General features: G+C 31.6%; 24 protein-coding genes. 10 read left to right on the plus strand and 14 right to left on the minus strand.

Features of this window, described 5'->3' with window-relative positions:
* Positions 1-25: 25 nt before the first annotated feature.
* Both V1T75_RS03110 and V1T75_RS03115 read left to right on the plus strand, forming a co-directional pair.
* The gene (locus V1T75_RS03110; protein WP_330487107.1) at positions 26-562 is read left to right on the plus strand and encodes a hypothetical protein; all 537 of its coding nucleotides are present in this window, start codon (positions 26-28) and stop codon (positions 560-562) included.
* Positions 559-1,023, plus strand: coding sequence for a hypothetical protein (locus V1T75_RS03115; protein WP_330487108.1), 465 nt, complete (start codon positions 559-561; stop codon positions 1,021-1,023). The genes V1T75_RS03110 and V1T75_RS03115 overlap by 4 nt, the downstream gene beginning before the upstream one ends.
* 30 nt (positions 1,024-1,053) lie before the next feature.
* Here V1T75_RS03115 and V1T75_RS03120 read toward each other — a convergent pair whose 3' ends face one another.
* The 5 genes from V1T75_RS03120 to kdsB form a co-directional block, all read right to left on the minus strand.
* Positions 1,054-1,251 (minus strand): hypothetical protein, encoded by a 198-nt coding sequence (locus tag V1T75_RS03120; RefSeq protein ID WP_047789135.1) that lies wholly within the window; start codon positions 1,249-1,251, stop codon positions 1,054-1,056.
* 135 nt (positions 1,252-1,386) lie between these two features.
* Positions 1,387-1,653, minus strand: coding sequence for a hypothetical protein (locus V1T75_RS03125; RefSeq protein ID WP_330487109.1), 267 nt, complete (start codon positions 1,651-1,653; stop codon positions 1,387-1,389).
* A gap of 22 nt (positions 1,654-1,675) precedes the next feature.
* The gene (locus V1T75_RS03130) at positions 1,676-2,302 is read right to left on the minus strand and encodes a CatA-like O-acetyltransferase (protein WP_330487110.1); all 627 of its coding nucleotides are present in this window, start codon (positions 2,300-2,302) and stop codon (positions 1,676-1,678) included.
* Positions 2,303-2,989 carry an HAD family hydrolase gene (locus tag V1T75_RS03135; RefSeq protein WP_330487111.1) on the minus strand — a complete coding sequence of 229 codons (687 nt, stop codon included), beginning with the start codon at positions 2,987-2,989 and terminating at the stop codon, positions 2,303-2,305. It lies immediately after the preceding gene.
* Entirely contained in the window at positions 2,976-3,716 is a 741-nt protein-coding gene (gene kdsB / locus V1T75_RS03140) for a 3-deoxy-manno-octulosonate cytidylyltransferase (RefSeq protein WP_330487112.1), read from the minus strand. Before kdsB ends, V1T75_RS03135 begins: the two co-directional genes overlap by 14 nt.
* Before the next feature lie 490 nt (positions 3,717-4,206).
* On the opposite strand from kdsB, the gene V1T75_RS03145 reads away from it, so the two are divergent.
* Positions 4,207-4,560, plus strand: coding sequence for a hypothetical protein (locus V1T75_RS03145; RefSeq protein ID WP_330487113.1), 354 nt, complete (start codon positions 4,207-4,209; stop codon positions 4,558-4,560).
* A 79-nt stretch (positions 4,561-4,639) separates the two neighbouring features.
* On the opposite strand, the gene V1T75_RS03150 is transcribed toward V1T75_RS03145, so the two are convergent.
* The 3 genes from V1T75_RS03150 to idi are packed head-to-tail and all read right to left on the minus strand — an operon-like array spanning position 4,640 to position 6,554.
* Positions 4,640-5,614 carry a type I phosphomannose isomerase catalytic subunit gene (locus V1T75_RS03150; protein WP_330487114.1) on the minus strand — a complete coding sequence of 325 codons (975 nt, stop codon included), beginning with the start codon at positions 5,612-5,614 and terminating at the stop codon, positions 4,640-4,642.
* A 3-nt stretch (positions 5,615-5,617) separates the two neighbouring features.
* Positions 5,618-6,031, minus strand: a complete 414-nt coding sequence (locus V1T75_RS03155) for a 6-pyruvoyl trahydropterin synthase family protein (RefSeq protein ID WP_330487115.1) — start codon at positions 6,029-6,031, stop codon at positions 5,618-5,620.
* Between the two features lies 1 nt (position 6,032).
* A complete protein-coding gene (idi, locus tag V1T75_RS03160) occupies positions 6,033-6,554 on the minus strand; it encodes an isopentenyl-diphosphate Delta-isomerase (RefSeq protein WP_330487116.1) in 522 nt (173 codons plus the stop codon).
* A gap of 154 nt (positions 6,555-6,708) precedes the next feature.
* On the opposite strand from idi, the gene V1T75_RS03165 reads away from it, so the two are divergent.
* From V1T75_RS03165 to V1T75_RS03195, 7 genes are all read left to right on the plus strand, one after another.
* Positions 6,709-8,115 carry a hypothetical protein gene (locus V1T75_RS03165; RefSeq protein WP_330487117.1) on the plus strand — a complete coding sequence of 469 codons (1,407 nt, stop codon included), beginning with the start codon at positions 6,709-6,711 and terminating at the stop codon, positions 8,113-8,115.
* Between the two features lie 89 nt (positions 8,116-8,204).
* Entirely contained in the window at positions 8,205-9,791 is a 1,587-nt protein-coding gene (locus V1T75_RS03170) for a peptide chain release factor 3 (protein WP_330487118.1), read from the plus strand.
* A complete protein-coding gene (locus tag V1T75_RS03175; protein WP_330487119.1) occupies positions 9,781-11,337 on the plus strand; it encodes a hypothetical protein in 1,557 nt (518 codons plus the stop codon). The genes V1T75_RS03170 and V1T75_RS03175 overlap by 11 nt, the downstream gene beginning before the upstream one ends.
* A 109-nt stretch (positions 11,338-11,446) precedes the next feature.
* Entirely contained in the window at positions 11,447-12,376 is a 930-nt protein-coding gene (locus tag V1T75_RS03180) for a peptidylprolyl isomerase (protein ID WP_330487120.1), read from the plus strand.
* Between the two features lie 197 nt (positions 12,377-12,573).
* The gene (locus V1T75_RS03185; protein WP_330487121.1) at positions 12,574-13,242 is read left to right on the plus strand and encodes an energy transducer TonB; all 669 of its coding nucleotides are present in this window, start codon (positions 12,574-12,576) and stop codon (positions 13,240-13,242) included.
* A gap of 76 nt (positions 13,243-13,318) precedes the next feature.
* The gene (locus V1T75_RS03190; protein WP_330487122.1) at positions 13,319-13,981 is read left to right on the plus strand and encodes an energy transducer TonB; all 663 of its coding nucleotides are present in this window, start codon (positions 13,319-13,321) and stop codon (positions 13,979-13,981) included.
* 146 nt (positions 13,982-14,127) lie between these two features.
* On the plus strand, positions 14,128-15,246 hold the full coding sequence (locus V1T75_RS03195) for an energy transducer TonB (protein ID WP_330487123.1): 1,119 nt from the start codon (positions 14,128-14,130) through the stop codon (positions 15,244-15,246).
* 296 nt (positions 15,247-15,542) lie between these two features.
* Here V1T75_RS03195 and V1T75_RS03200 read toward each other — a convergent pair whose 3' ends face one another.
* The 6 genes from V1T75_RS03200 to V1T75_RS03225 all read right to left on the minus strand — a co-directional run.
* The gene (locus V1T75_RS03200) at positions 15,543-16,163 is read right to left on the minus strand and encodes a hypothetical protein (protein WP_330487124.1); all 621 of its coding nucleotides are present in this window, start codon (positions 16,161-16,163) and stop codon (positions 15,543-15,545) included.
* 17 nt (positions 16,164-16,180) lie between these two features.
* Positions 16,181-16,390, minus strand: a complete 210-nt coding sequence (locus tag V1T75_RS03205; protein ID WP_330487125.1) for a hypothetical protein — start codon at positions 16,388-16,390, stop codon at positions 16,181-16,183.
* Positions 16,391-16,512: 122 nt separating this feature from the next.
* Positions 16,513-17,382 (minus strand): OmpA family protein, encoded by an 870-nt coding sequence (locus V1T75_RS03210; protein WP_330487126.1) that lies wholly within the window; start codon positions 17,380-17,382, stop codon positions 16,513-16,515.
* A gap of 136 nt (positions 17,383-17,518) precedes the next feature.
* Positions 17,519-19,675: an OmpA family protein gene (locus V1T75_RS03215; protein ID WP_330487127.1), complete on the minus strand. Its 2,157-nt coding sequence runs from the start codon at positions 19,673-19,675 to the stop codon at positions 17,519-17,521.
* Positions 19,676-19,686: 11 nt separating this feature from the next.
* Positions 19,687-20,607: a PorP/SprF family type IX secretion system membrane protein gene (locus V1T75_RS03220; protein WP_330487128.1), complete on the minus strand. Its 921-nt coding sequence runs from the start codon at positions 20,605-20,607 to the stop codon at positions 19,687-19,689.
* Between the two features lie 35 nt (positions 20,608-20,642).
* Positions 20,643-22,080 (minus strand): gliding motility-associated C-terminal domain-containing protein (locus V1T75_RS03225; protein ID WP_330487129.1); only part of this gene is annotated, 1,438 nt, incomplete at its 5' end.

The raw sequence follows: 22,080 nt of genomic DNA on the forward strand, positions 1-22,080 counted from the left end.
CAAAAACAATAGTCTTACTAGGGTAATGAATGAAAAAATAAAACATACTATAAATTTCATAAACCAAAAAGCTGGTAAAAATTGTAGTTTTTCAGTTCCTCAAAACTATTTTGAAGAAGTTGAAGAAAGAATTAACACCTCTATTTTTATAGATAGTTTACCTAAAAAGAAAACATTCAATACTCCTGATGATTATTTTGACACAATTGAAGCTCAAATTCAATCGAGATTAATTAAAGAGCAAACTACTGAACCAAAAGTAATTTCATTACGTAAAAGAGTTTTACAGTACATTCCTCTAGCTGCTGCGGCTTCCGTTTTACTTTTCATCGGTATTAATTATTTTAACACCCAAAAAATTACTTTTGAAGATATAACCACTACTGATATAGAATCTTGGTATGAAAATGGATATGGTGATATTGACAATAGTGAGCTTGCGGCAACATTAAACACTTCTGAACTAGACGAAGATATACTCGCCTCTATTAGTGATGAAACATTAGAAGATTACTTAAATTCTGTTGATACACCAACACTTATAAACGAAATAGAACAATGATGAAGAAACATTTACTTATACTATTTATAGCTTTCATATCCTTCTTTTCTGTTCAAGCACAAACAAGAAAAGGAAATTATGAAAAGGTTAAAGCTTTTAAGGTTGCTTTTCTTTCTGAAAAGTTAAACTTAACAGAAGAAGAAGCCAATAAGTTTTGGCCACTATACAATGTATATGACAAAAAAATGATTGAACTTTATAAAGCAGAACGCTACAGTATAAAAAAGAAAATACTGAGTTGTGGAGGAATTGATAGCTTAACCGATAAAGAATCTAAAGAAATTGTCAACAAAATTAAGTTAGTTTCAAAAGAACGATACGAAACTAAGACTAATTTTTATGATAAACTTTCTATCTTTTTATCAGATAAAAAAATCCTCACCTTAGAGGTTGCTGAACACGAATTTCACCGAAAGCTTATCAAAAAGCTAAAGGGTGAAAAAAAGAAACATCGAAAATAAAAAAAGGAAGCTTTTAAGCTTCCTTTTTTTTTACTTATCGACTAAGGCTAAACAAACATATAAATCTGGTTTATTAGCCGTAAATTGTTTTAGCCAAATAGTTAGTTCATCTATTTCATAAGGTAATAATCTACCTAGTGCTTTTTCAAGCTCTTTACAAAATAAATCAGCGTTAAAACTAACTTTTTGAAGTACAGTTTTCGTGTACTCATACATAGCTCTTGCCATATTTATTGGGGTTATCTATTATTAAATACTGAACGTAATTTACGAAATTTTATTCCAATGTGAGTGTTAAAATTTTTCAAAAAAAAAAGCGAGACTTAAATAAGTCTCGCTTTGTAAACATGTAATTTACACTATTTATAAATTATTTACTTTTTCTATCAAAGCATTAGCTCTTGACTCTAACTCAGCATTTACTGATTTGTAGTGAGCTTTTTTATCTTCAACATTTTTTGCATTTACTTTTGCTATTAAATCATCAAAAGTTACAATAACCTCATCTACAATAGCATCTGCTTTTGCTTTATCTGCTTCTGGATTTAACTCTTTAGTGATGTGACAAATACTAATAATGTCTCCTAATGTATAGTTAATATCTTTCTTTAAATTTTTTATGCTTGCCATAATTATAAATTTTGATGCAAAACTAATCGATTTTATCTAATTCTTCTTGAAATTTTTCAAAAAACTGTCCTACATGATACCCATCTACCAAAGCATGGTTTACATTTATCGCTACAGGTAGTAGCATTTCTTCATTTTGCTGCTTTATTTTACCAAAGGCTAATTGAGGTACACTATCATTTTTATTTCCTGAAAAAGGTTCTTTGTGTCCTGTAAAACATACCCAAGGAATGGCCGAACAATGTATACATCCTATAGAGTACTTAGGAGGAAACAATTCATTAGAGTTTAAAATTCGTTCTTTTTCCTTTTGAAAGTTAAAATTGAATTCCTCAAAATTTTCAGAATAATCTATATACGAAAACCCAAAGGTATTATCTGGTCTTGCAATCGTTGCTGAAGCATTAATTGTTTCATAAATAGCTATTTTATCCTCTTCTAATCTATATTTTAAATTTTCAACTGTATTAATAGCTTTCATACAGGCATGTAAGTATCGAACAAAAAAGGACTGATTTTTTTCTTTTGCAGATAAATAAGCCTTAGATACAGTTACATCTGCAACTAAACCAAAAGTAGGATCTGCTAAAGTTCGAAAATGTTTAAATAATTCTTTCCTGTTCCAGTCCTCAATATCTAGGTACTTCATCTATAAAACTTTTAATACATCTGTAATACTAGACACTGTTTTATAAGCGTCTGATTTTTGTTCTTCATTAACCTCCTCATGCGCCCATGTTGTGTGAAACGGAACATGAATTGCAGCGGCTCCTATTTCTATCAACGGTAATACATCTGATTTTAATGAATTTCCTATCATTAAAAACTCTGAAGGATTAATATCTAAGCGCTTTACTAATTTTTTATAATCTGCTTTCTTTTTTTCACTCATCACTTCGGTATGATGAAAATATTTTAAAATTCCTGATTTCGCTAGCTTACGTTCTTGATCTAACAAATCTCCTTTGGTCGCTACAATTAGCTTGTATTTTCCATGCAATTCTTGCAACACTTCTTCAACACCGTCTAACAATTCAATTGGTTTTTCTAACATTTCTTTTCCTATTTCAAGAATCGATTCCATTTTTTTAGGGCTGATTTTATAGTTAGAAATTTCAAGAGCGCATTCTACCATTGACAACATAAACCCTTTTACTCCATAGCCATAAATTTTAAGGTTTTCTATCTCTTTTTTAAACAGTTCTTGATGAATTTTATTCTCTGTTTCGTAATCAGACAGCAATCGTGCAAAATCATCTTCAGCATCACGAAAATAAGTTTCGTTTACCCAAAGTGTATCATCAGCGTCAAAGGATATAATTTTAATGTTTTTCATTTTCAAGTTGTTTTATGGCTTTTTCTAAATCTTCAGGGGTATCTATACCGATACTCTCCACCGAGGTTTCTATCATTTTTATTCTTTTTCCTACTTCTAAGTAACGAATACATTCAATTTTTTCAGCAGCCTCTATAGGTGTCATAGGAGTATGGTAAAAATCAATCAATGCTTCTTTTCTAAAAGCATAAACTCCTTTATGCTTATAGTAACTGACTGTTATTTCTTTATCTCTATGATAGGGAATGACACTTCTCGAAAAGTAAATGGCAAAATTATTTATATCTGTAATTACCTTAACGTTATTGGGGTCTTGAATATCCTCAGCATTCGTCATTCTTACTTTCAGTGATGCTAAATCAATTTCTTTTTTACTATCAGATTTAAAAACACTAATCAATTTTGATAGCGACACTGTGTCTATAAATGGCTCATCTCCTTGTACATTTACCACAATATCTACCTCTAAACTTTCCACTGCTTCTGCTATTCTATCAGAACCGCATTCGTGTTCTTTTTTACTCATTAGTACCTTACCCCCTATCTTATCTATAGTATTGTAAATTACTTCCGAATCGGTTACTACATATACTTCATCAAATAAACTAGCTTTTACTGCTGCTTCATAAGTTCGTACAATTACAGGTTTCCCTCCTAAATCTTTCATCAATTTGCCTGGAAAACGTGATGCACTATATCGTGCAGGAATCATGGCTATTATCTTCATAAATAATCATAAGTGTTTACGTATCAAAGATACGTATTTATACTACTATTATAAAGCACTTATAAAACTCACATTGATAAAACTTTAACAATAAATATTTTTAAGTTTTGTTTCATTATTAAAAACTTTTACTACTTTTGGTTCTCTATGAAGGCGCTTTTAGGCACATACACGTTTATTTTTAACACAATCAATTCGATTATGTGTGTTGCCCGCATGCACAAACAGTATGTATACGTACCTAAAAGCACTCTAAAAAACAGATTTAAACATCGATTTTAAATAATCAATTTTAATATAAATTTAACCAAAGGTGCTTTTTAAAAAAAGCACCTTTTTTATTTACTAATATTTTAAATTTTAAACATTATGAACACTTTTAAGTATCGAAACTCTATTAGAAAACACTTAGCCTCAACTGTAATGTACTCAGTGCAAAATCCATTTTACAGAGACCCGGAATTACTAATACTTAATCCTTAAACTTATTATGAAAACGTTAAACATTACATTAAACAGTCAGCCAAATCAATTCATAGTTAACAAAAAACACCTTAGCAAAAACAAGGTGCTAAAAACATCAGTTTTATACGATAAAATTGAATCTAGCGCAAATACTTCTTTAAGCTTTTATCCAGATTCTTCTAATGTTAGTTTTAACAGCATCGAATTTGATCTGTTACATAACGCCTACCTTAATGATAAGCTTATTATTAAAAATAATATCAAAAAATTGAGTGATACTGAGATTGTTTTCAATATAACGGTATCTAAAAAAGATGAAAAGAAGCAAAATATTATCTGTACAGCTACTTTTGGCTATACCATTAAAAAAGCATCTTAATTATTTTGTGAAATTGATTTTAAAAATCGATTGAGCAGTCGTTTAGTTTGTTATAAGCTTAGGAGATTTTCTCTTAAGCTTATTTTATATATGTTTCTAATAACTCAGAAGAGTGCTGTTCTGATAAAATTTCTACTCCATCAATACATGCTGGTACTAAAATTGTTTCTCCTTTTCTTACAACCTCCTGTTGGTTTTTGTAAAAAAATGTTACCTCTCCTTCTACACACATGTAAATTATAAAACAATCTTTTTTAGATAAATCTACCCTCGTCTTTCCTTTTACAGGAAGTATGTTTGTTGTAAAATAAGGACAAGTAACTACCTGATTCGCTATGTTTTTTTGTTTTTTATACGCAGTTTTATAGGAATTCTTCGCAGAGAAATCAATCGCTTCTAAGGCTTTTTTTGTATGAAGTTCTCGGTAATTACCGTCTATATCTTTCCTATCCCAATCATAAATGCGATAAGTTATGTCTGAAGTTTGCTGAATTTCTGCAATTAATAAACCAGCACCAATGGCGTGTACTCTTCCTGGTGGCACAAAATAAACATCTCCTTTAGCTACCTCATCTACATTTAAAATATTTAAGAGAGTTTTGCTATTAAGGTGCTGTATGTATTCCTCTTTACTGGAGTTTTCTTTAAAGCCTATAATAATATTCGCTTCGTCATCGGCTTGCATTACATACCACATCTCTGTCTTTCCAAAAGACTCTTGAAGCCCCGCTAAATTGTCATCAGGATGTACTTGAATACTTAAAACTTCTTTAGCATCTATAAACTTTATTAATAATGGAAACTGTTCTCCAAAAGTGTTATAGACATAGGTACCTACTAAATCGTGCTTGTGCTCTTTTAAAAGACTTCTTAATGTTCTTCCTTTTAGATTAGCATTACTCACAACAGATTCATCTCCATCTACATCAGAAATCTCCCAACTTTCACCAATATTGGATCCATCAGAATTTTTATGAAGTAGTTGGTTCAGTTTTTTTCCTCCCCAAATTTTTTGTTTTAAAATTGGGGTAAATCGTAGTAATTGGTTTATCATAAATTATGTACCTCTATAAGTTACGTAGTTTCTTGGGGTTTCGTATAATGTAACTTCTAAGTCTAATTTTTCTGGAATACTTACACGTAACTTATTATAAATTACCACTGATATGTTTTCTACTGTTGGATTAACGTCTTTAAAATCCTCTACTTCAATGTTTAAATTTTTATGATCTAAAGCATCTTCAACTTTTAACTTAATTAAATCTTTCAACTTACCTAAATCGTATACATATCCCGTTTCTTGATCTATCTCACCCGTTAATGAAACAATTAACTCATAGTTATGACCATGATAATTAGGATTGCTGCACTTTCCAAAAACCTCATAATTTTTCTCATCAGACCATTTAGGATTAAATAACCTATGGGCAGCGTTAAAATGTGCTTTTCTATGAACTGTTACTTTAGGCATATTAAATGAACTTAGCTATTTTACTGTGAGACTCTTTAAAAATTATTTTAAACCAAGCTGTATACTTTTCTGGATGACTTTCTATATCATTTTTAACCTCTTCTAAAGGCATCCACTTGTATGAAGCTACTTCCTCTGGGTTTACAATAGGTTCGTCGTTAAACCTACCAAGCATTACATGGTCGTATTCATGTTCTGTTAAACCATTATCAAACGGAGCTTTATAAATAAAAGAAAATACTTCTTCCAATTCACACGAAAACCCCATTTCTTCTTGTAATCTACGTTTCCCTGCTTCAATATTTGTTTCCCCATCTCTTTGATGTGAACAACAAGTATTCGTCCATAACATAGGAGAATGGTATTTTTCAGCAGCTCGCTGTTGTAGCATTAACTCGTTTTTATCATTAAAAACAAATACCGAAAACGCTCTATGCAATAACGCTTTTTCATGTGCTTCTATTTTTTCCATTAGCCCTATAGGGTTGTCTTGCTGGTCAACTAAAATTACTTGCTCCTTCATACAGAAAATTTATGAAAAGCAAACTTACGAAAATCAGTTAATTTTAATCAGTTTATGCATAAAAACATAACGCTTATACCTAAATTAAAAAACTTGTTGTTTAGTTTTCTTAGCTTAGAAAAATTAAATTAATTCACTGCAAAATTTAATTAAAATGATTCAATTAACTCAAAAAAGGCTAAGTGCTATCAATCCTGATATTTTATTAGTTTATGGTAACTTACAGCCAAAAACACCTAAAGAATATTACACTGTAAAAGTTAATACTCTTATTCAAAAAAGACTCCCTGGTGCACCATCAATTTCTATTGATGAAGAGAACTTAACGACAGAAATTAAAGTGGCTAAACCAGAAGATGTTCCTAGTATTCCAAAAGAATTAGAACCAAATATGAATTGTCTTAAAAGAGGCATTATCGACGAATACCCGTTACTTCCTAACGAAGTAACCGTGAGTAGTAGAATGACTTTTCTATCAGAAGCATTTCAAAGTTTCCCTAAACGAACTCTTGTATATGAACTTACCACTAACAAAGCTATTTTATACTTTTTAATCAAAAATATAGGGCTTAATAACGATCGTAGTCTCATACTGCAAGAGTATGAATTTACAACACCTTCAAAGCTATACTCTAATTTAGATTCCTTATCATTAAAACTCAATGTTACAAGTATTGCTGTTTCTATTGGAAAAGGTATTGCTTCTGGAATGCTAAGCGCTATAGGAGGAGCTATTGCTAATGCTATTTTAGACGAGATTTTCCCACCAAAAATTCCTGATTATTTTGACGAGGTATACGCTCAAATTACCAAAATAGTTAAACAAGAAATACAACAAAGTAAAATTGATTCAATTAGCGGTGCTATAACTAATTTAGTTCAAAAAATTAAGAACGAATATGTGCCTGCTTTGCAACAAAGTAATATTAAGGATAAAGAAGATCGCCAAGCTCTTTTTAAGTTATTACAAAAGTATGATCAAACCTTTCTTTCAGGTGCAGAAGGTATGCTAGGTGCACTACAGCAAAAAGAGTATGCCAAAGCAGGCTTTACTGTTTTTATGCTGGGTGCTTCACTACAACTAAGTCTGTATCAAGAAATGGCAAATGTTGATCCAAAAAATAAAAAGAGCAATGGTGAATGGCAGTCTGCAAGTGAATCTAGCTATGGAAAACCCCAAATAGGAACCGTAGCTAAAACAGCCAATGATTTTATTGAACATGCGCAAAAAACTTACGATGAAATTATAACTGATAGTAACAACGCTGTTCAAGCTAAGAAATTCATGACTGAACATAGTTATGTAGTAGGGCAAACTTTAGTTACCAACAAAACTTATTATTGTAGAATTGTAGATAATGGTGTTGCTACAAATGTTATTTGGGAAATAGGTAAGGATGAAAAAAACGGTAGCAATGCTAAGTTTGAAAATTTTAAAAACATTGAAATTCCTAAGTATCAAAAAACCAAAAGAGAAAATTTAGATAAAGAAATGAATTCCCCTCTAGAAGTTATTAATTTTTGGAAAGCACTAAAAGATTCGCCTATAAAATTAACGTAGTTTTTCTCATAGGGTAAAAAAAAGGATTCTGAAAACCTTCTTGACCTTTTAAAGGTTTCGATGTATCTTTGCGACCTTAAAATTTATAGATGAGTTTTTTAGAAGAAATACAGAAGAGACGTACATTCGGAATTATATCACATCCCGATGCTGGTAAAACAACCTTAACTGAAAAGTTATTACTTTTTGGTGGGGCAATTCAAGAAGCCGGGGCGGTTAAAAATAATAAAATTAAAAAAGGAGCAACTTCCGATTTTATGGAAATTGAGCGCCAACGTGGTATCTCTGTCGCCACTTCTGTATTAGCTTTTATTTACAAAAACAAAAAAATAAATATTCTTGACACTCCAGGTCACAAGGATTTTGCAGAAGATACTTTTAGAACGTTAACTGCGGTAGATAGTGTTATTGTCGTAATTGATGTTGCTAAAGGAGTTGAGGAACAAACCGAAAAATTAGTAGAGGTTTGTCGCATGCGAAAAATTCCAATGATTGTTTTTATCAACAAGTTAGATCGTGAAGGTAAAGATGCCTTTGATTTATTAGATGAAGTTGAGCAAAAACTCGGGCTAAAAGTAACTCCATTAAGTTTTCCTATTGGGATGGGATATGATTTTAAAGGAATCTATAATATTTGGGAAAAGAAATTAAATATTTTTTCTGGAGATCATAAACAAACCATCTCAGAGGGTGTTGAATTTGATGATATAGATAACCCTGAGCTGGATAAAATTGTTGGAGAAAATTCTGCGAATACACTTCGTGAGGAATTAGAGTTGGTAAATGAAGTATATCCAGATTTTGATCAACAAGCTTATATTAATGGAGATTTACAACCTGTTTTCTTTGGTTCAGCTCTAAACAACTTTGGAGTGAAAGAATTATTAGATTGTTTTATTGATATCGCTCCTAATCCTCAACCTAAAAAAGCAGAAGAACGCTTGGTTGACTCTAAAGAAGAAAAACTAACTGGATTTGTATTTAAGATTCATGCAAACATGGATCCTAAACACCGTGATCGTTTAGCTTTCGTAAAAATTGTATCGGGTACTTTTAAAAGAAATACACCTTATCTTCACGTTCGTAATGGTAAAAAAGTAAAATTCTCTAGTCCGAATGCCTTCTTTGCTGAGAAGAAAGAAATTGTAGAAGAATCTTTCCCTGGAGATATTGTGGGACTACACGATACTGGAAACTTTAAAATTGGTGATACCTTAACCGAAGGAGAACAATTAAACTTTAAAGGAATTCCTAGCTTCTCACCAGAACATTTCCGTTATGTGAATAACGCTGACCCTATGAAGGCTAAACAACTCTACAAAGGACTAGACCAATTAATGGATGAGGGAGTTGCCCAATTATTTACCTTAGAAATGAACGGACGTAAAATTATTGGTACTGTTGGAGCCCTACAATATGAAGTAATTCAATACCGTTTAGAACATGAGTACGGTGCTAAATGTTCGTATGAAAATATTGCGGTACACAAAGCTTGTTGGGTAGAACCAGAAGACCCTAAGAATGAGGAATTCAAAGAGTTTAAACGTGTAAAACAACGTTATTTAGCTAAGGACAAACAAGGACAACTAGTTTTTTTAGCCGATTCTCCGTTTACTATTCAAATGACGCAACAAAAATATCCAACCGTAAAATTACATTTCACAAGTGAGTTCTAAAAAAAACTACATACTCTTTTCTCTTTTCTCTATTTTCTCTTTTCTTTCAACACACAGTCAAGAGAGTTTATCTAATTTACAAGGAAAAGAGTTGCACAATAAGGTTCGTTTGAATTTTATTCCTGTTGAAATGCCTTCGGATGAATTTCCTAGTTTAAAACCAACAATGGGTTTAACCGGTTTGCATTATCAAGTTCCTATTAACGATTGGCTATATGGTGGTGCTGGATTTCATTTCGCTGTAACTGGAGACCAAGGAGGGTTGTTTACCTTAGGAGCTGAATTAGGAATCAACAAACAACTATACAAGAACTTATATATAGATGCTAACTTCCATTTTGGTGGCGGTGGTGGGTATCGTTACTTGGTAAATGACGGTGGATTTATCAATCCCAATATAGGGTTGCAATATAAAAAGAACGATTACTCCTTCGGAATACAATACAGTCATCTTAATTTTTATTCTGGAGAAATAAAAAGTAACTCCGTTTCTTTCTTTGTAGAGATACCAAGTATTTTACGTTTTACTGATTATGATAAAGCACATCAAAAATTTGTAGCAGACAACCTTTCTCCTGACAGTTTTTGGAGTAAACCAGTTGTTAAAAATGCGCAGCAAATTCGTTTTGACTTCTTTAAACCTATCGGAAGCTCAAAAAAAGACAATGGTGATGATTTAAATGAAATATTGTATGTACTAGGTTTTGAATATCAGAAATATTTGAACGAAAATACTTTTCTATTTGCTCACACCGATGCAATTTACAGAGGGCTGCGTGCTGGCTTTATGGATTTATTTGTGGGTGCAGGGTATCATCCATATCAATCAAAGTACATTAATCTCTTCGGAAAACTAGGTATTGGTGCTGCTGGTGGTCGTGTAGCTCCTGAAGGCGGATTGATGATCTACCCTTCCGCAGGATTTGACTTAAAACTATTTAAAAACATTGCCATTAGTGGTCATGGTGGATATTATCGTGCCATTACTGGTGATTTAGAAGCGTATACTTTCGGATTTGGTTTAAAATACTTCGGGTTAAATGGCGGAACATCTTCCGAAGAGAACAGTACTTATCTTACAAAAGGGTTACGTTTTGAAATACAAAACCAAAGCTATATTGATGTAGCAAAAACCGATGATGTTTATAACGCTACTAAAATTGACTTGCAATTAATTGGTTTTAAAGTTAACTATGACTTAAATCACTCGTTATATATTGCTGGAGAAGCTGGTTTTGCATACGATGGCCGTTCAGGTGGGTATGCTCACGGATTAGTGGGTGGTGGCGTATACAGTCCTTATTTTTTTAACAATAAAATACGTGGATTTATAGAAGTTATGGCAGGTGCTGGTGGAGGTGCTGGCGTAGATACTGACGAAGGAATTATAATTCGTCCTACACTTGGATTGAGTTATGATATCGTAAATCAAGTTTCTATAATTGCATCTGGAGGTAAATATTATTCTCCTTTTGGGAATGTTAACTCAAACAATATTAACGTAGGTTTAAGCTTTAACCTTTCAACTTTATCAGTAAAAAACTAACTTTGTCATTGCTAAGAAAAACAATGATTTAGCTATTTTAATAAAAGATTCTTTTTTCCCTTAAATTTTGGACACTGGAATCATACATATATAAATAAACAAGAGAAAAATGGATAACGGAATTTATGCAAAGTTCACCACTCCAAAAGGTGATATTTTAGTAAACTTGGAATATGAAAAAACTCCTGGAACTGTAGGTAACTTTGTTGCTTTAGCAGAAGGAAATTTAGAAAACTCAGCAAAACCACAAGGAACTCCTTATTACAATGGATTAAAGTTTCACCGTGTAATTGCCGATTTTATGGTTCAAGGTGGTTGCCCACAAGGAACTGGAACAGGAAATCCTGGTTATAAATTTGATGATGAAATTCACCCTGAATTGAAACACGATGCTCCAGGAAAATTATCAATGGCTAATGCAGGGCCTGGAACAAACGGTTCTCAATTTTTCATTACACATGTTGCTACTCCTTGGTTAGACGGTAAGCATACTGTTTTTGGTAGTGTTGTAGAAGGACAAGATGTTGTTGATGCGATTGCTCAAGACGATACTATGGACGTAGAAATTATCCGTGTTGGTGATGCTGCTGAAGCTTTTAATGCAGTAGAAGCTTTTAGAACTTTTGAAGGAGCTCGTGAAAAACGTGAAGCTGAAGCAAAAGCTAAACAAAAAGAATTATTAGATCAAGTAGCTGCTGGGTACGATGAGACTCCAAGCGGTTTACGTTATAAGATCTTACAAAACGGAGATGGGAAACAAGCTACTAAAGGAGCTATGGTTTCTGTACACTACAAAGGTCAGTTATTAGATGGAACTGTATTTGATTCTTCATACAAACGTAAACAACCTATTGATTTTGCTATTGGTGTTGGGCAAGTAATTCCTGGATGGGATGAGGGTATTCAACTATTAAAAGTTGGAGACAAAGCTCGTTTAGTTATTCCATCTGACTTAGCATATGGTGCACAAGGTGCAGGTGGAGTAATTCCTCCAAACGCAACGTTAATCTTTGATGTTGAGTTAATGAATGTAAAGTAATAACATACAATATATTATATAATTAATAAAGCCTTCATAATTTATGAAGGCTTTATTTTTAATCTAATTTTGCTTAATGTTAAATTAATATTCATAACATTAAAGACTATTTTATTTAATAGATTTATCATGATTCCTTAAGAAGATGAACGCAAAAAAAGGTGATTTTTACAACACCAAACAACCTCTTAAGCCTTATGAAAACAACTTTACTTTTTTTTGCGTCGCTCCTACTTTCCTTTAATGCTTTAAACGCACAAGAAGTTTGTACTACACCTGAAGATAATAGTATTGATTTAAATATTATAAATGTAAATAAATGTGATATTGTTAACGAAAAACAAAATTCAAGAGAAAGAACTACCCAAACACTAACTGCAAGAAACAGAATAAAAAAAATAAGAAAAGCTCCTCAAAAAAATCAATCGAGTTTGAGTGCTTCTTCTAAAGTTACGATCATCACAACCAACAATGATTTAGCGATCAAAAACTCTTTAAAGACTCAAACTAAAGAAGTTTTATTCTCTGTTGTTGAACAAGTTCCTTTATTTCCTAAGTGTAAAAAAAGTTCTAATGAAAAGGCTAAAAAATGTTTTAAAGACAGCATGCAAAAACATTTTTCAAAAAACTATTATCCAGAAGTATTTTCTGAAGAAGGCATACATGGCAGAATTTTAATTCAATTTACTATAGATGTATACGGAGCTCCTAAAAACATTCAAGTGGTAAGCTCAAAACCAAGTGAAGTTATTACTAACGAAATTAGTCGAATTATTAATAAGTTACCTCAGTTAGAATCTGGGAAAGAAAAGGGGATTCCTGTTGACGTAACATATTCTTTTCCTATAAATTTAATATTAAATTAATATAAGAGAGCCTAGCTAAATTTTAGATAATTCTATTTTTGCCAACTATCAAATAATTCTTCCTTAAAGTATACAAATGAGACTTATCTTAATTCTTTTTTTTCTTTCAATATCTTTTTCTTATTCACAAGAAAAATGTGAAACTCCTAATAAAAATATTCAAGACTTGAATACAATTAGCATTACAAAATGCTCTATAGACGATGTAAAAGAAGCTCTTGAAAATACTAAAATTAAAGAACTTTCAACAAGAAAAAGACATCGTAAACTTAGAAAAGTTAATAGTATTTCAACAAAATCAAATGAGGTTGAACAAATTAAAAACAAAAACTCTCTTGTTGAAAAACTAACAATCGAAGAAGATATTTTAACTAGTTTAGATAAAGTTCCTTTTCACTTAGTGGAACAAATTCCTTTGTTTGATGACTGTAAAAAAATTCCAATCATACACCAATCAAAATGTTTTGAAAGAGAAATGATAAAACATATTGTTAGAAATTTTGATTATCCTAAAGAAGCTTTACGTAAGAAAATTGAAGGTAAAATTTTAGTCCAATTTACCATTAATAAAGAAGGAAATGTAGTTGATATAAAGAAAAAAGGGCCAGAAAACAGTACTCTTTTAAAAGGGGAAGCTCATAGATTAATTGCTGCTCTCCCTCAGTTTATTCCAGGTAGTCATAAAGGGAATGCTGTTAATGTTAAATATGCTTTGCCTATAATTTTTAGGGTTCCATAAGAGGTGTTTATTAGTTTTTTTAGTGGTAAAATACTTTCTAGTAAACTGAATAACAGAATAAATTTGTTATATTCTATTTTTTATTTATATTTACAGCGTTAGTTAACGTTTAATTAACTAAACCAAACACTTAAAATAGAGCACACATGATTAAAAAATTCCCCTTAGTAGTAGCGACTATGCTACTTTCTTTAGCGGCTGTAGGACAGGAAGTATGTACTACTCCAGATGAACAAATCGCCGATCCAAACAGTATCACAAAATGTGCAATTGAAGACACCGATAATGGTGCAAAAAAACAACTATCTATTGAAGTTTCGACCAGAAGGCGTGTTGTTCGTAAGAACAAAGAAGCTGTTTCTGCAATTGGAGGAATCAATTCTTCTCAAAAGGTAGCTGATATTAAAAAGAAATCTTTGTTAATTGGTAAATTAGAATTGGAAGATAATTCTTCTACTATTGAGAAAGTTCCTTTTAACTTAGTTGAAGAAATTCCATTGTTTAGTAAATGTAACAACGTTCCTTTAATTAAGCAAGCGAAGTGTTTTGAAACAAATATGACTAAACACATCATTAAAAACTTCAACTATCCTCAAGAAGCTATTGATGCTGGTATACAAGGAAGAGTATTGGTACAATTTACTATAAACGAGCAAGGTGATGTTCAAGACATCTTAATGCGTGGTCCTAAAGGTGGTGAATCTTTAGAAAAAGAGGCTAGCAGAATTATCAATAACCTTCCTAAGTTTATCCCTGGTAAACACAATGGGAAAACAGTTAAGGTTAAATATGGAGTTCCTATTACATTTAAAGCACCAGGAGCAACTAGTAACAGTTCTACAGTTAAGAAAAAAGTTGTTGCTAAGAAAAGTTCTAATGTGGTAAAGGAAAAAGTTATTACTGATTTTGTAAAGTTTATAGAGGTACAGAGTATTCCTCAGTTTAAAGCTTGTACGAAAGTTCCTGATATGCAAAAATTAACATGTTTTAATGAAAGAATGGTTAGCCATATTCAAAGAAACTTTAATTATCCAGCGGCAGCTGCTCAACAAAACATTGAAGGTAGAGTTTGGGTACGTTTTATAATTGACAAAAAAGGAGAAGTAACTAATATTAAAATGAAAGGTCCTGAAAATGGTCAATTATTAGAAGAAGAAGCTAAAAGAATGGTTTCTAAACTACCAAAATTCATTCCTGGAGAGCATAATGGAAAAACAGCAAATGTTGAATACTACATTCCTGTTAACTTTAAATTACACGAATAATAACAACTCTTATAGTGTTTATATAAAGAAGCTTCTAATTAAAATTAGAAGCTTTTTTTTCTACAAATATCTTTGCAAATCCCTTTTTACAAAGTTCCTCTCTGATTTACATAATCCAAACTGCATACTCTTGTGTATTTGCGCTTCAACATAAAATACTTATCTATTCTCGTTGATAAAAAAACTTCCTTAACTAGGAAGAGCACTTTGCGATGTATCTTTTTAAAACAAAAAAGAGAGATAACACTTTAACTGCTATCTCTTCTCTTTTATACTTATTCTTATTTAAGTTACTACTACTTCTCTTCTGTAAATAAAATCTTCTTTAAAGCCTCTTTATCTTTTTTGATTTTCTCTTTTTGTTCTTGAATTTTTTTATCAAGCTCGCTAAGTTTTTCATTCGCTTTGCGTACTACTTCTTCTTTTTCTTTAGCTTCTTCCTCTGAGATTTCCTTCTTTTCTTTAGCTTCTTTAATTTTTTCTTGGGCTTTTTTAACCTTTTCCCTTCCCCTATTTAAAACACCTTCACTATCACGGATATTTTTTTCTTGCTCTTCGATTCTTTCTTTAGCTTCACTTGATCTCATTTTACCGAACTCTCTTCCACTCATTCCTCCCTTGTCTCGACCATAAGCATTGCCTTTCCCTTTATTTTCTTTATCTACTTTAGGCTTGTCCTGCTTTTTAGCTTTATTTTCTTTCAACCCTTTCTTCTTTTTCATTTCCAGAGCTTTGTTATTCCCTTTTTCTTTTGTTTCATCTACCTCTTGCTCAAGTTCTTCTTTTATTTCTTTTCCTTTTTGCTTTATTTCAGTGCTCTTTTCCTTTCCTTTACCTTTTCCTTGAGCAAATGTTTGCTGAGTTCCTATAAAAGCAAAAAGCATTATAATAGATACTATTAGTTTTATATTTTTCATAATGTTTGAGTTTTTAATTATATAATACTGTCTAATTCTTGCAACTGTTTTTCAAACTTCTTAGTTGCTTCATTTAATTTATCAATACCAGCTTTTACTTCATTCTCAATAGAATCAATTTTTTTTATAGCTGCTTCAATTTTCTGTTTCTCTTCTTGTTCTTTCTTTTTATCTGTACAAGAAATCATTAAAAGAATTCCGAATATTACAATCAATAGTTTTTTCATAATTTAATTAAATAGGTTCATATATAATAAGACACTTAAACCACTATAAAGTCACTATAACTATAGTAGTTGGTTAAACCAAAAAACCAGCATGATGCTGGTTTTTTGTTATTTTGAAATACTTAAGGTTTAATATTTTCTTGCTCTGCTAATAAACCGAAAAATTTATCTAGATTTGGTAAAATTACAATTCTAGTTCTCCTGTTTCTAGCCCTATTAGCCGCCGAACTATTTTCAACAAGAGGTACTGAACTCCCTCTTCCCGATGCTATTAATCTACTAGGGTCAACCTTGTATTTTTTTTCTAAAAGTCTAACAATAGATGTGGCTCTTTTTACACTTAAATCCCAGTTATCTTGAACAATTTCATTACGAATTGGTCTTGAGTCTGTATGTCCTTCAATCATTACATCCATACTTGGCTCAGAATTGATCACATCAGCTAATTTTTTTATTAACTTGTGCGCATTACTTTTAATTCTATAACTTGCTGTATTAAATAACATTTTGTCGGAAACAGAAATCATCACAACTGTTTGATCAATATCAATATTTACATCTTCATCATTTTCTAATTCTGATGTGTTTATTGATTTTTTAAGATTATGAGCTATTGCTACATTCATAGAGTCCTTTAATGTTTTAGCATTTGCCAGTTCAGCTGGATCAACATTTTTAAGTGTTTCTCTCATTTTTTCTTTTACAGAATTAGAAATTACAGCTGATTTTCCAACCATGTCTAACTTAACGTTATTTTGTTCATGGAGTGATTCATTTACACTTTTTAACGAGTTAATTTTTTCATTGTAATCATCAACTCTCTTCTCAATCTTAGCAAACTTAGCTTCAAGCTGCTCTTTTTCTAGAGTTGTTTTTTGTAAATTTCCCCTTGTGTCATTGTACCTCTGTTCTAACTCAACGTACTTCTTTTTTGATACACAAGACGTCATTGTTAGGGCCAATAACGCTAAAGGAATAAATAGTTTTTTCATAATTAATAATAATGATATAAGTTAATGTAACCTTATAACTTTATTTTTCTCATAATATTATACTCATACAAATAAAAAGCCCCTTTTTAAAAGGAGCTTTTTAACTTAATAACATAAGGATATTAGTGGGGAAATCTTAGTTCTTGTAATTTATGTTAACTTCTTTAGTTACTTTTTCACAATCTTCTTCTTTGTTATTAAAACACTTATTATTTTCTGGTCTTGAACTTCTTCCAGATTTCCTTAGATTCTTACTTAAAAATTCTAAGAAGTTACTTTTTTTGGTAGCTATTCTTTTTCTTACCTTTTTCTTTTCTTGCTCTTGCCTTATTTCAACAGACTCACTTCCTTTTACTATATAAAAATACGATCGTCTGTTTAATTGATATTCTTCTTCTGTACATCTTTTGCCATCTACACAATCATTTAAAGGTTTGTCTTCACCATAACCTATGGCGCTTTCAATTCTATTACTAGCAATACCTCTTGATAAAATATAATCTCTAGTAGATTTTGCTCTTTTGTCAGACAGCATTCTATTATAATCGCTACGGCCACGACTATCTGTATGTGATTCTATTTTAATTACTAACTCAGGATGATTGGTCATTACTGTTACAATATTTTCTAACTCATATTCAGCATCTTCTCTAATAACAGACTTATCATAGTCAAAATAAATTGGCTTTATTACTATTTGGTTTCCTATAATTAATGGTGTTAAATTTAGATTAACTGTAACTTCTTCGTTTCTTTTACTATTGGTAGAAATAACACTTCTACTTGGTCTATGGTCTAATTTAGTTGCAGTAATTGTATATGAATTATCACATGGTATATTTTTAAAAATATAGTTACCAGATACATCAGAAACCGTTTCTCCTATAATTTCTTTTTCTGAATTAATTAACTTTATTACTGCCGCATCTACAGGCGTATTTGTGTTATTATTTTTTATTACTCCGTTAACAACTTGTAAACAAACAGGGGGATCTGTATAAATAAAGAAACTATAAATATCGTCATCTCCTTTTCCTTTCTCTCTATTTGATGAGAAGAACCCCCTTTTTCCATTTTTACTTATAAAAAATGAGAAATCATCTTTTTTACTATTAAATGGATATCCTAAATTTTCTGGTGATGATAATGTACCGTCTTCTTTAATATTTGATTGAAAAATATCAAGAAGTCCTAAACCTAAATGTCCGTTGGATGAGAAATATAATACATTATCATTTCCTACATAAGGAAAAACTTCTTTTTCTGGTGTATTAACAGTGCTTCCTAAATTTATAGGTTCTCCATACTCATCTTTCCCTTTTATATCTACTTTATAAATATCAGATTGTCCATATCCTCCAGGCATATTAGAAACAAAGTATAATGTTTTTTCATCAGGGCTTAAGGCGGGGTGCCCTATGGAATACTCATCGTTATTAAATGGTAATTCTTTAACATTTATCCAATAACCATTTACATAACTAGCCTTATAAATCTTTAAATTAGAGGTATTTTTCTTACTTTTTCTTGCTCTTTTTCCTTCTGAATTATTCCTCGTAAAATAAACTGTCTTTCCATCTTTTGTAAAAACTGGCGTAGACTCATGAAGCTCAGAGGCTATTGGCTCACCTAATTTTTGAATATTTTCTAAAACTAATATGGTATCTTGTTTACTCCCTTCTAAGGTTTGTATGTGCTCTTCTGCCCTGTAAATATTTAAAAATGGTTGGTTATTCCATTTATATATTTTTTGTCTTTTTGAATCATTAGGTACAGCGGATGTAAAATATGATTTTCCATTCAATAAGAACCCTCCAAAATCTGAGTAGGGTGTATTTATTGCCAGATTTCTTACTCCTATCCTTTTTTCTTGACTATTGTAATCTAATAAGTAACTATCCTTTTTAAGCTCTTCATTTAGACTACTTTTTTGAGATTGTGCTAATTTTAAAAATATAGAATCTGATTTTTTATACTTTCCATTACTCCTCAATGCTTGAGCGTACTTAAATAAGTGTTTTTCTTCAACCTTTTCGTTAAAATTAGAAATAAGTTTTTGGTACCAAATTTCTGCTTTATCAGTATCTGAATTGTTATAGTAAGATTCTGCCAACCTACTTAATACATGTTGAGAGCTATCTCCTTTAATCAATACTAAATCTTTATACAATTTAGCTGATTGTATATAAGAAAATTCTTCAAAATAACGATCTGCTACTTTTCTACTTTGACTAAAACAGTTTAAACCCAACATTGACAATACTGTTAATGCTAGTAATTTTTTTAACTTCATTTTTCTTTTATTTAAAAGAATCTGGGGGATCTATATCTTATGTCTCTAAATATTTCGTATTGTAACATAATTTCGTGTGTTCCTGAGTTTGTTACATTATAATTTGAAGTTGTTAAATCATATGAATACCCAATAAGTAAAGAGTCTGTTGCCTGAAACCCTAAAAGAGCACTTACAGAATCGTCCCATCTCCAAGATGCTCCTACTCTAAATTTTTCATTAAATAATAAGTTTGCTGAAATATCTAGTGATAAAGGTGCTCCTGAAACTCCTTTTAACAAAGCTGCTGGTTTGAACTTTAAGTCTTCATTTATATTAAAAACATACCCTGCTATTAAGAAAAAGTGCATTCTTTCTACAGCCACTTCTCCTGGTGTGTCTGCATCGTAATGCTCCATTCTCAAAATATTGGGCACAGACAATCCGACATACCATTGCGGTTGATGATAAAAAATACCTGCTCCTATTGTTGGTAAAAACTTATTTATATTATCTTGAAAGATGACTTCATCATCTTTATACGTTCCTTTTGACCAATCTATATTTAATAACCTTCCTCCTAAACGTAGACCAAAAGCTAAATTTCCTTCCTCTCCTGTTTGAATATTATAAGAAATATTTGCGTCTAAATATATTTCACTTGACGGACCTATTTGATCATTCATTAAGTTAATACCTAATCCTAATCCCGAATATCCTAAAGGAGTATCATAAGATAAATTTTGAGTATTAGGAGCTCCTTCAAAACCTACCCATTGCATTCTTCCTAAGGCTGTAATTACTGTATGCCCTTTAGATCCTGCATAAGCTGGGTTTACATTCATAGTATTATACATATACTGTGTATACTGAGGATCTTGTTGTGCATGAGTAGCTGTAAATACACAAATACTCAATACACATGTTAAGATTAAACTTAAATATAATTTCATTTCATTAAAGCTTTTATTCATCAGTCCTTTATTCTTTATCTGTTAATATAAATCCACCCTTTTTTAACCTTACTTCCGTTTCCAAGATCTAAGATATAGAAGTACGTTCCAACTGGCAATTTATCGCCCACATTTATATTAGCTCTACCTTCTGAAATTCCTCTAAATACAACGCTACTATTGTTATAACCTCTAGCTTTATACACTGTATTACCCCATCTGTTAAAAATTTCAAGAGTATTATTTTGGAATTTTTCAATACAATCAATATGTAAATAGCTATTTGTAGTATCTCCGTTCGGGCTCATAAGATTATTAACTTTTACACAGGTGTCTTCTATAATAGCATCACCAAAGCCATCTAATCCATCTACACTATCAGCTATACCATCTCCATCAGAATCAATCCCACTATCAGTAACAACACCGTTTCCTCCGCTATTAGGATCTGTTGGATCTGTATTATTATCTGGAGAATTGGCATCTCCGTGACCATCCAATCCATCTACACTATCGGCAATACCATCTCCATCCGAATCTTCAGTAGGGTTATCAACTTGACCGTCTCCATCTTCATCAGAATTTCCTCCTTCTACTACATCATTGATTCCATCATCATCACTATCTAAGTCTTGATAGTCAGGAACGCCATCTCCATCTGTATCTGGTTCTTCATCTTCATCTACTGAATCATCAGCCTGTCCATCTCCATTAGCATCTGTATACCCTGAATCATTCGAATCTATAACACCATCTCCATTCGTATCTAAATCTCCATTACCTCCTTCTATCACGTCATTAATACCATCGTTATCTGAATCTAAATCTAATGAGTCTGGAACCCCATCATTATCTGTATCTACCAAGCCATCTCCCTCATCAACATCTGGTATACCATCATTATCATCATCTACATCTATAACATCTGGTATACCGTCATTATCTGTATCTACACAATCTCCTCCTGACAATCTTCCATTTACTATAAAGTCTTCAGAAGAACCTCTACCACAACTACTATTCACACTTACTGTATAAGTAACTCCAAAAACATATCCATTAATGACACCATCTCCATCAACATTCAATGTTGGATCGTTGAAAATATAAGTCAAGCTTGAATCGTAATTTATAATTACAGCTCTTCCTGACGTTGAACAAGTCGCACTTTCAACGGATATAACAGGACTTGAAGGAACTGTTTCTTCTGTTACCACTACATCAGCAGTCGCATCGGTAGCACAAGGTGCTGTAGCTGTTACTGTATAGGTATAGGTTAATCCAACATTTGACCATGTTCCTCCTGCATCTGGTGTTCCGCCTAAGGCTGCAAATAACTCTGCATCTGTAGGAGTTGTTCCTTCACATACCGTTAATGTTCCGTTAGATCCTGCATTTGGTAATGGGTTTACTGTGATCGTTACCTGAGCGGTATTCTCACATCCGTTGGCATCTGTTCCCGTTACGGTATAA

This window comes from Tenacibaculum sp. FZY0031 (genome assembly GCF_036350695.1).
Classification (GTDB): Bacteria; Bacteroidota; Bacteroidia; order Flavobacteriales; family Flavobacteriaceae; genus Polaribacter.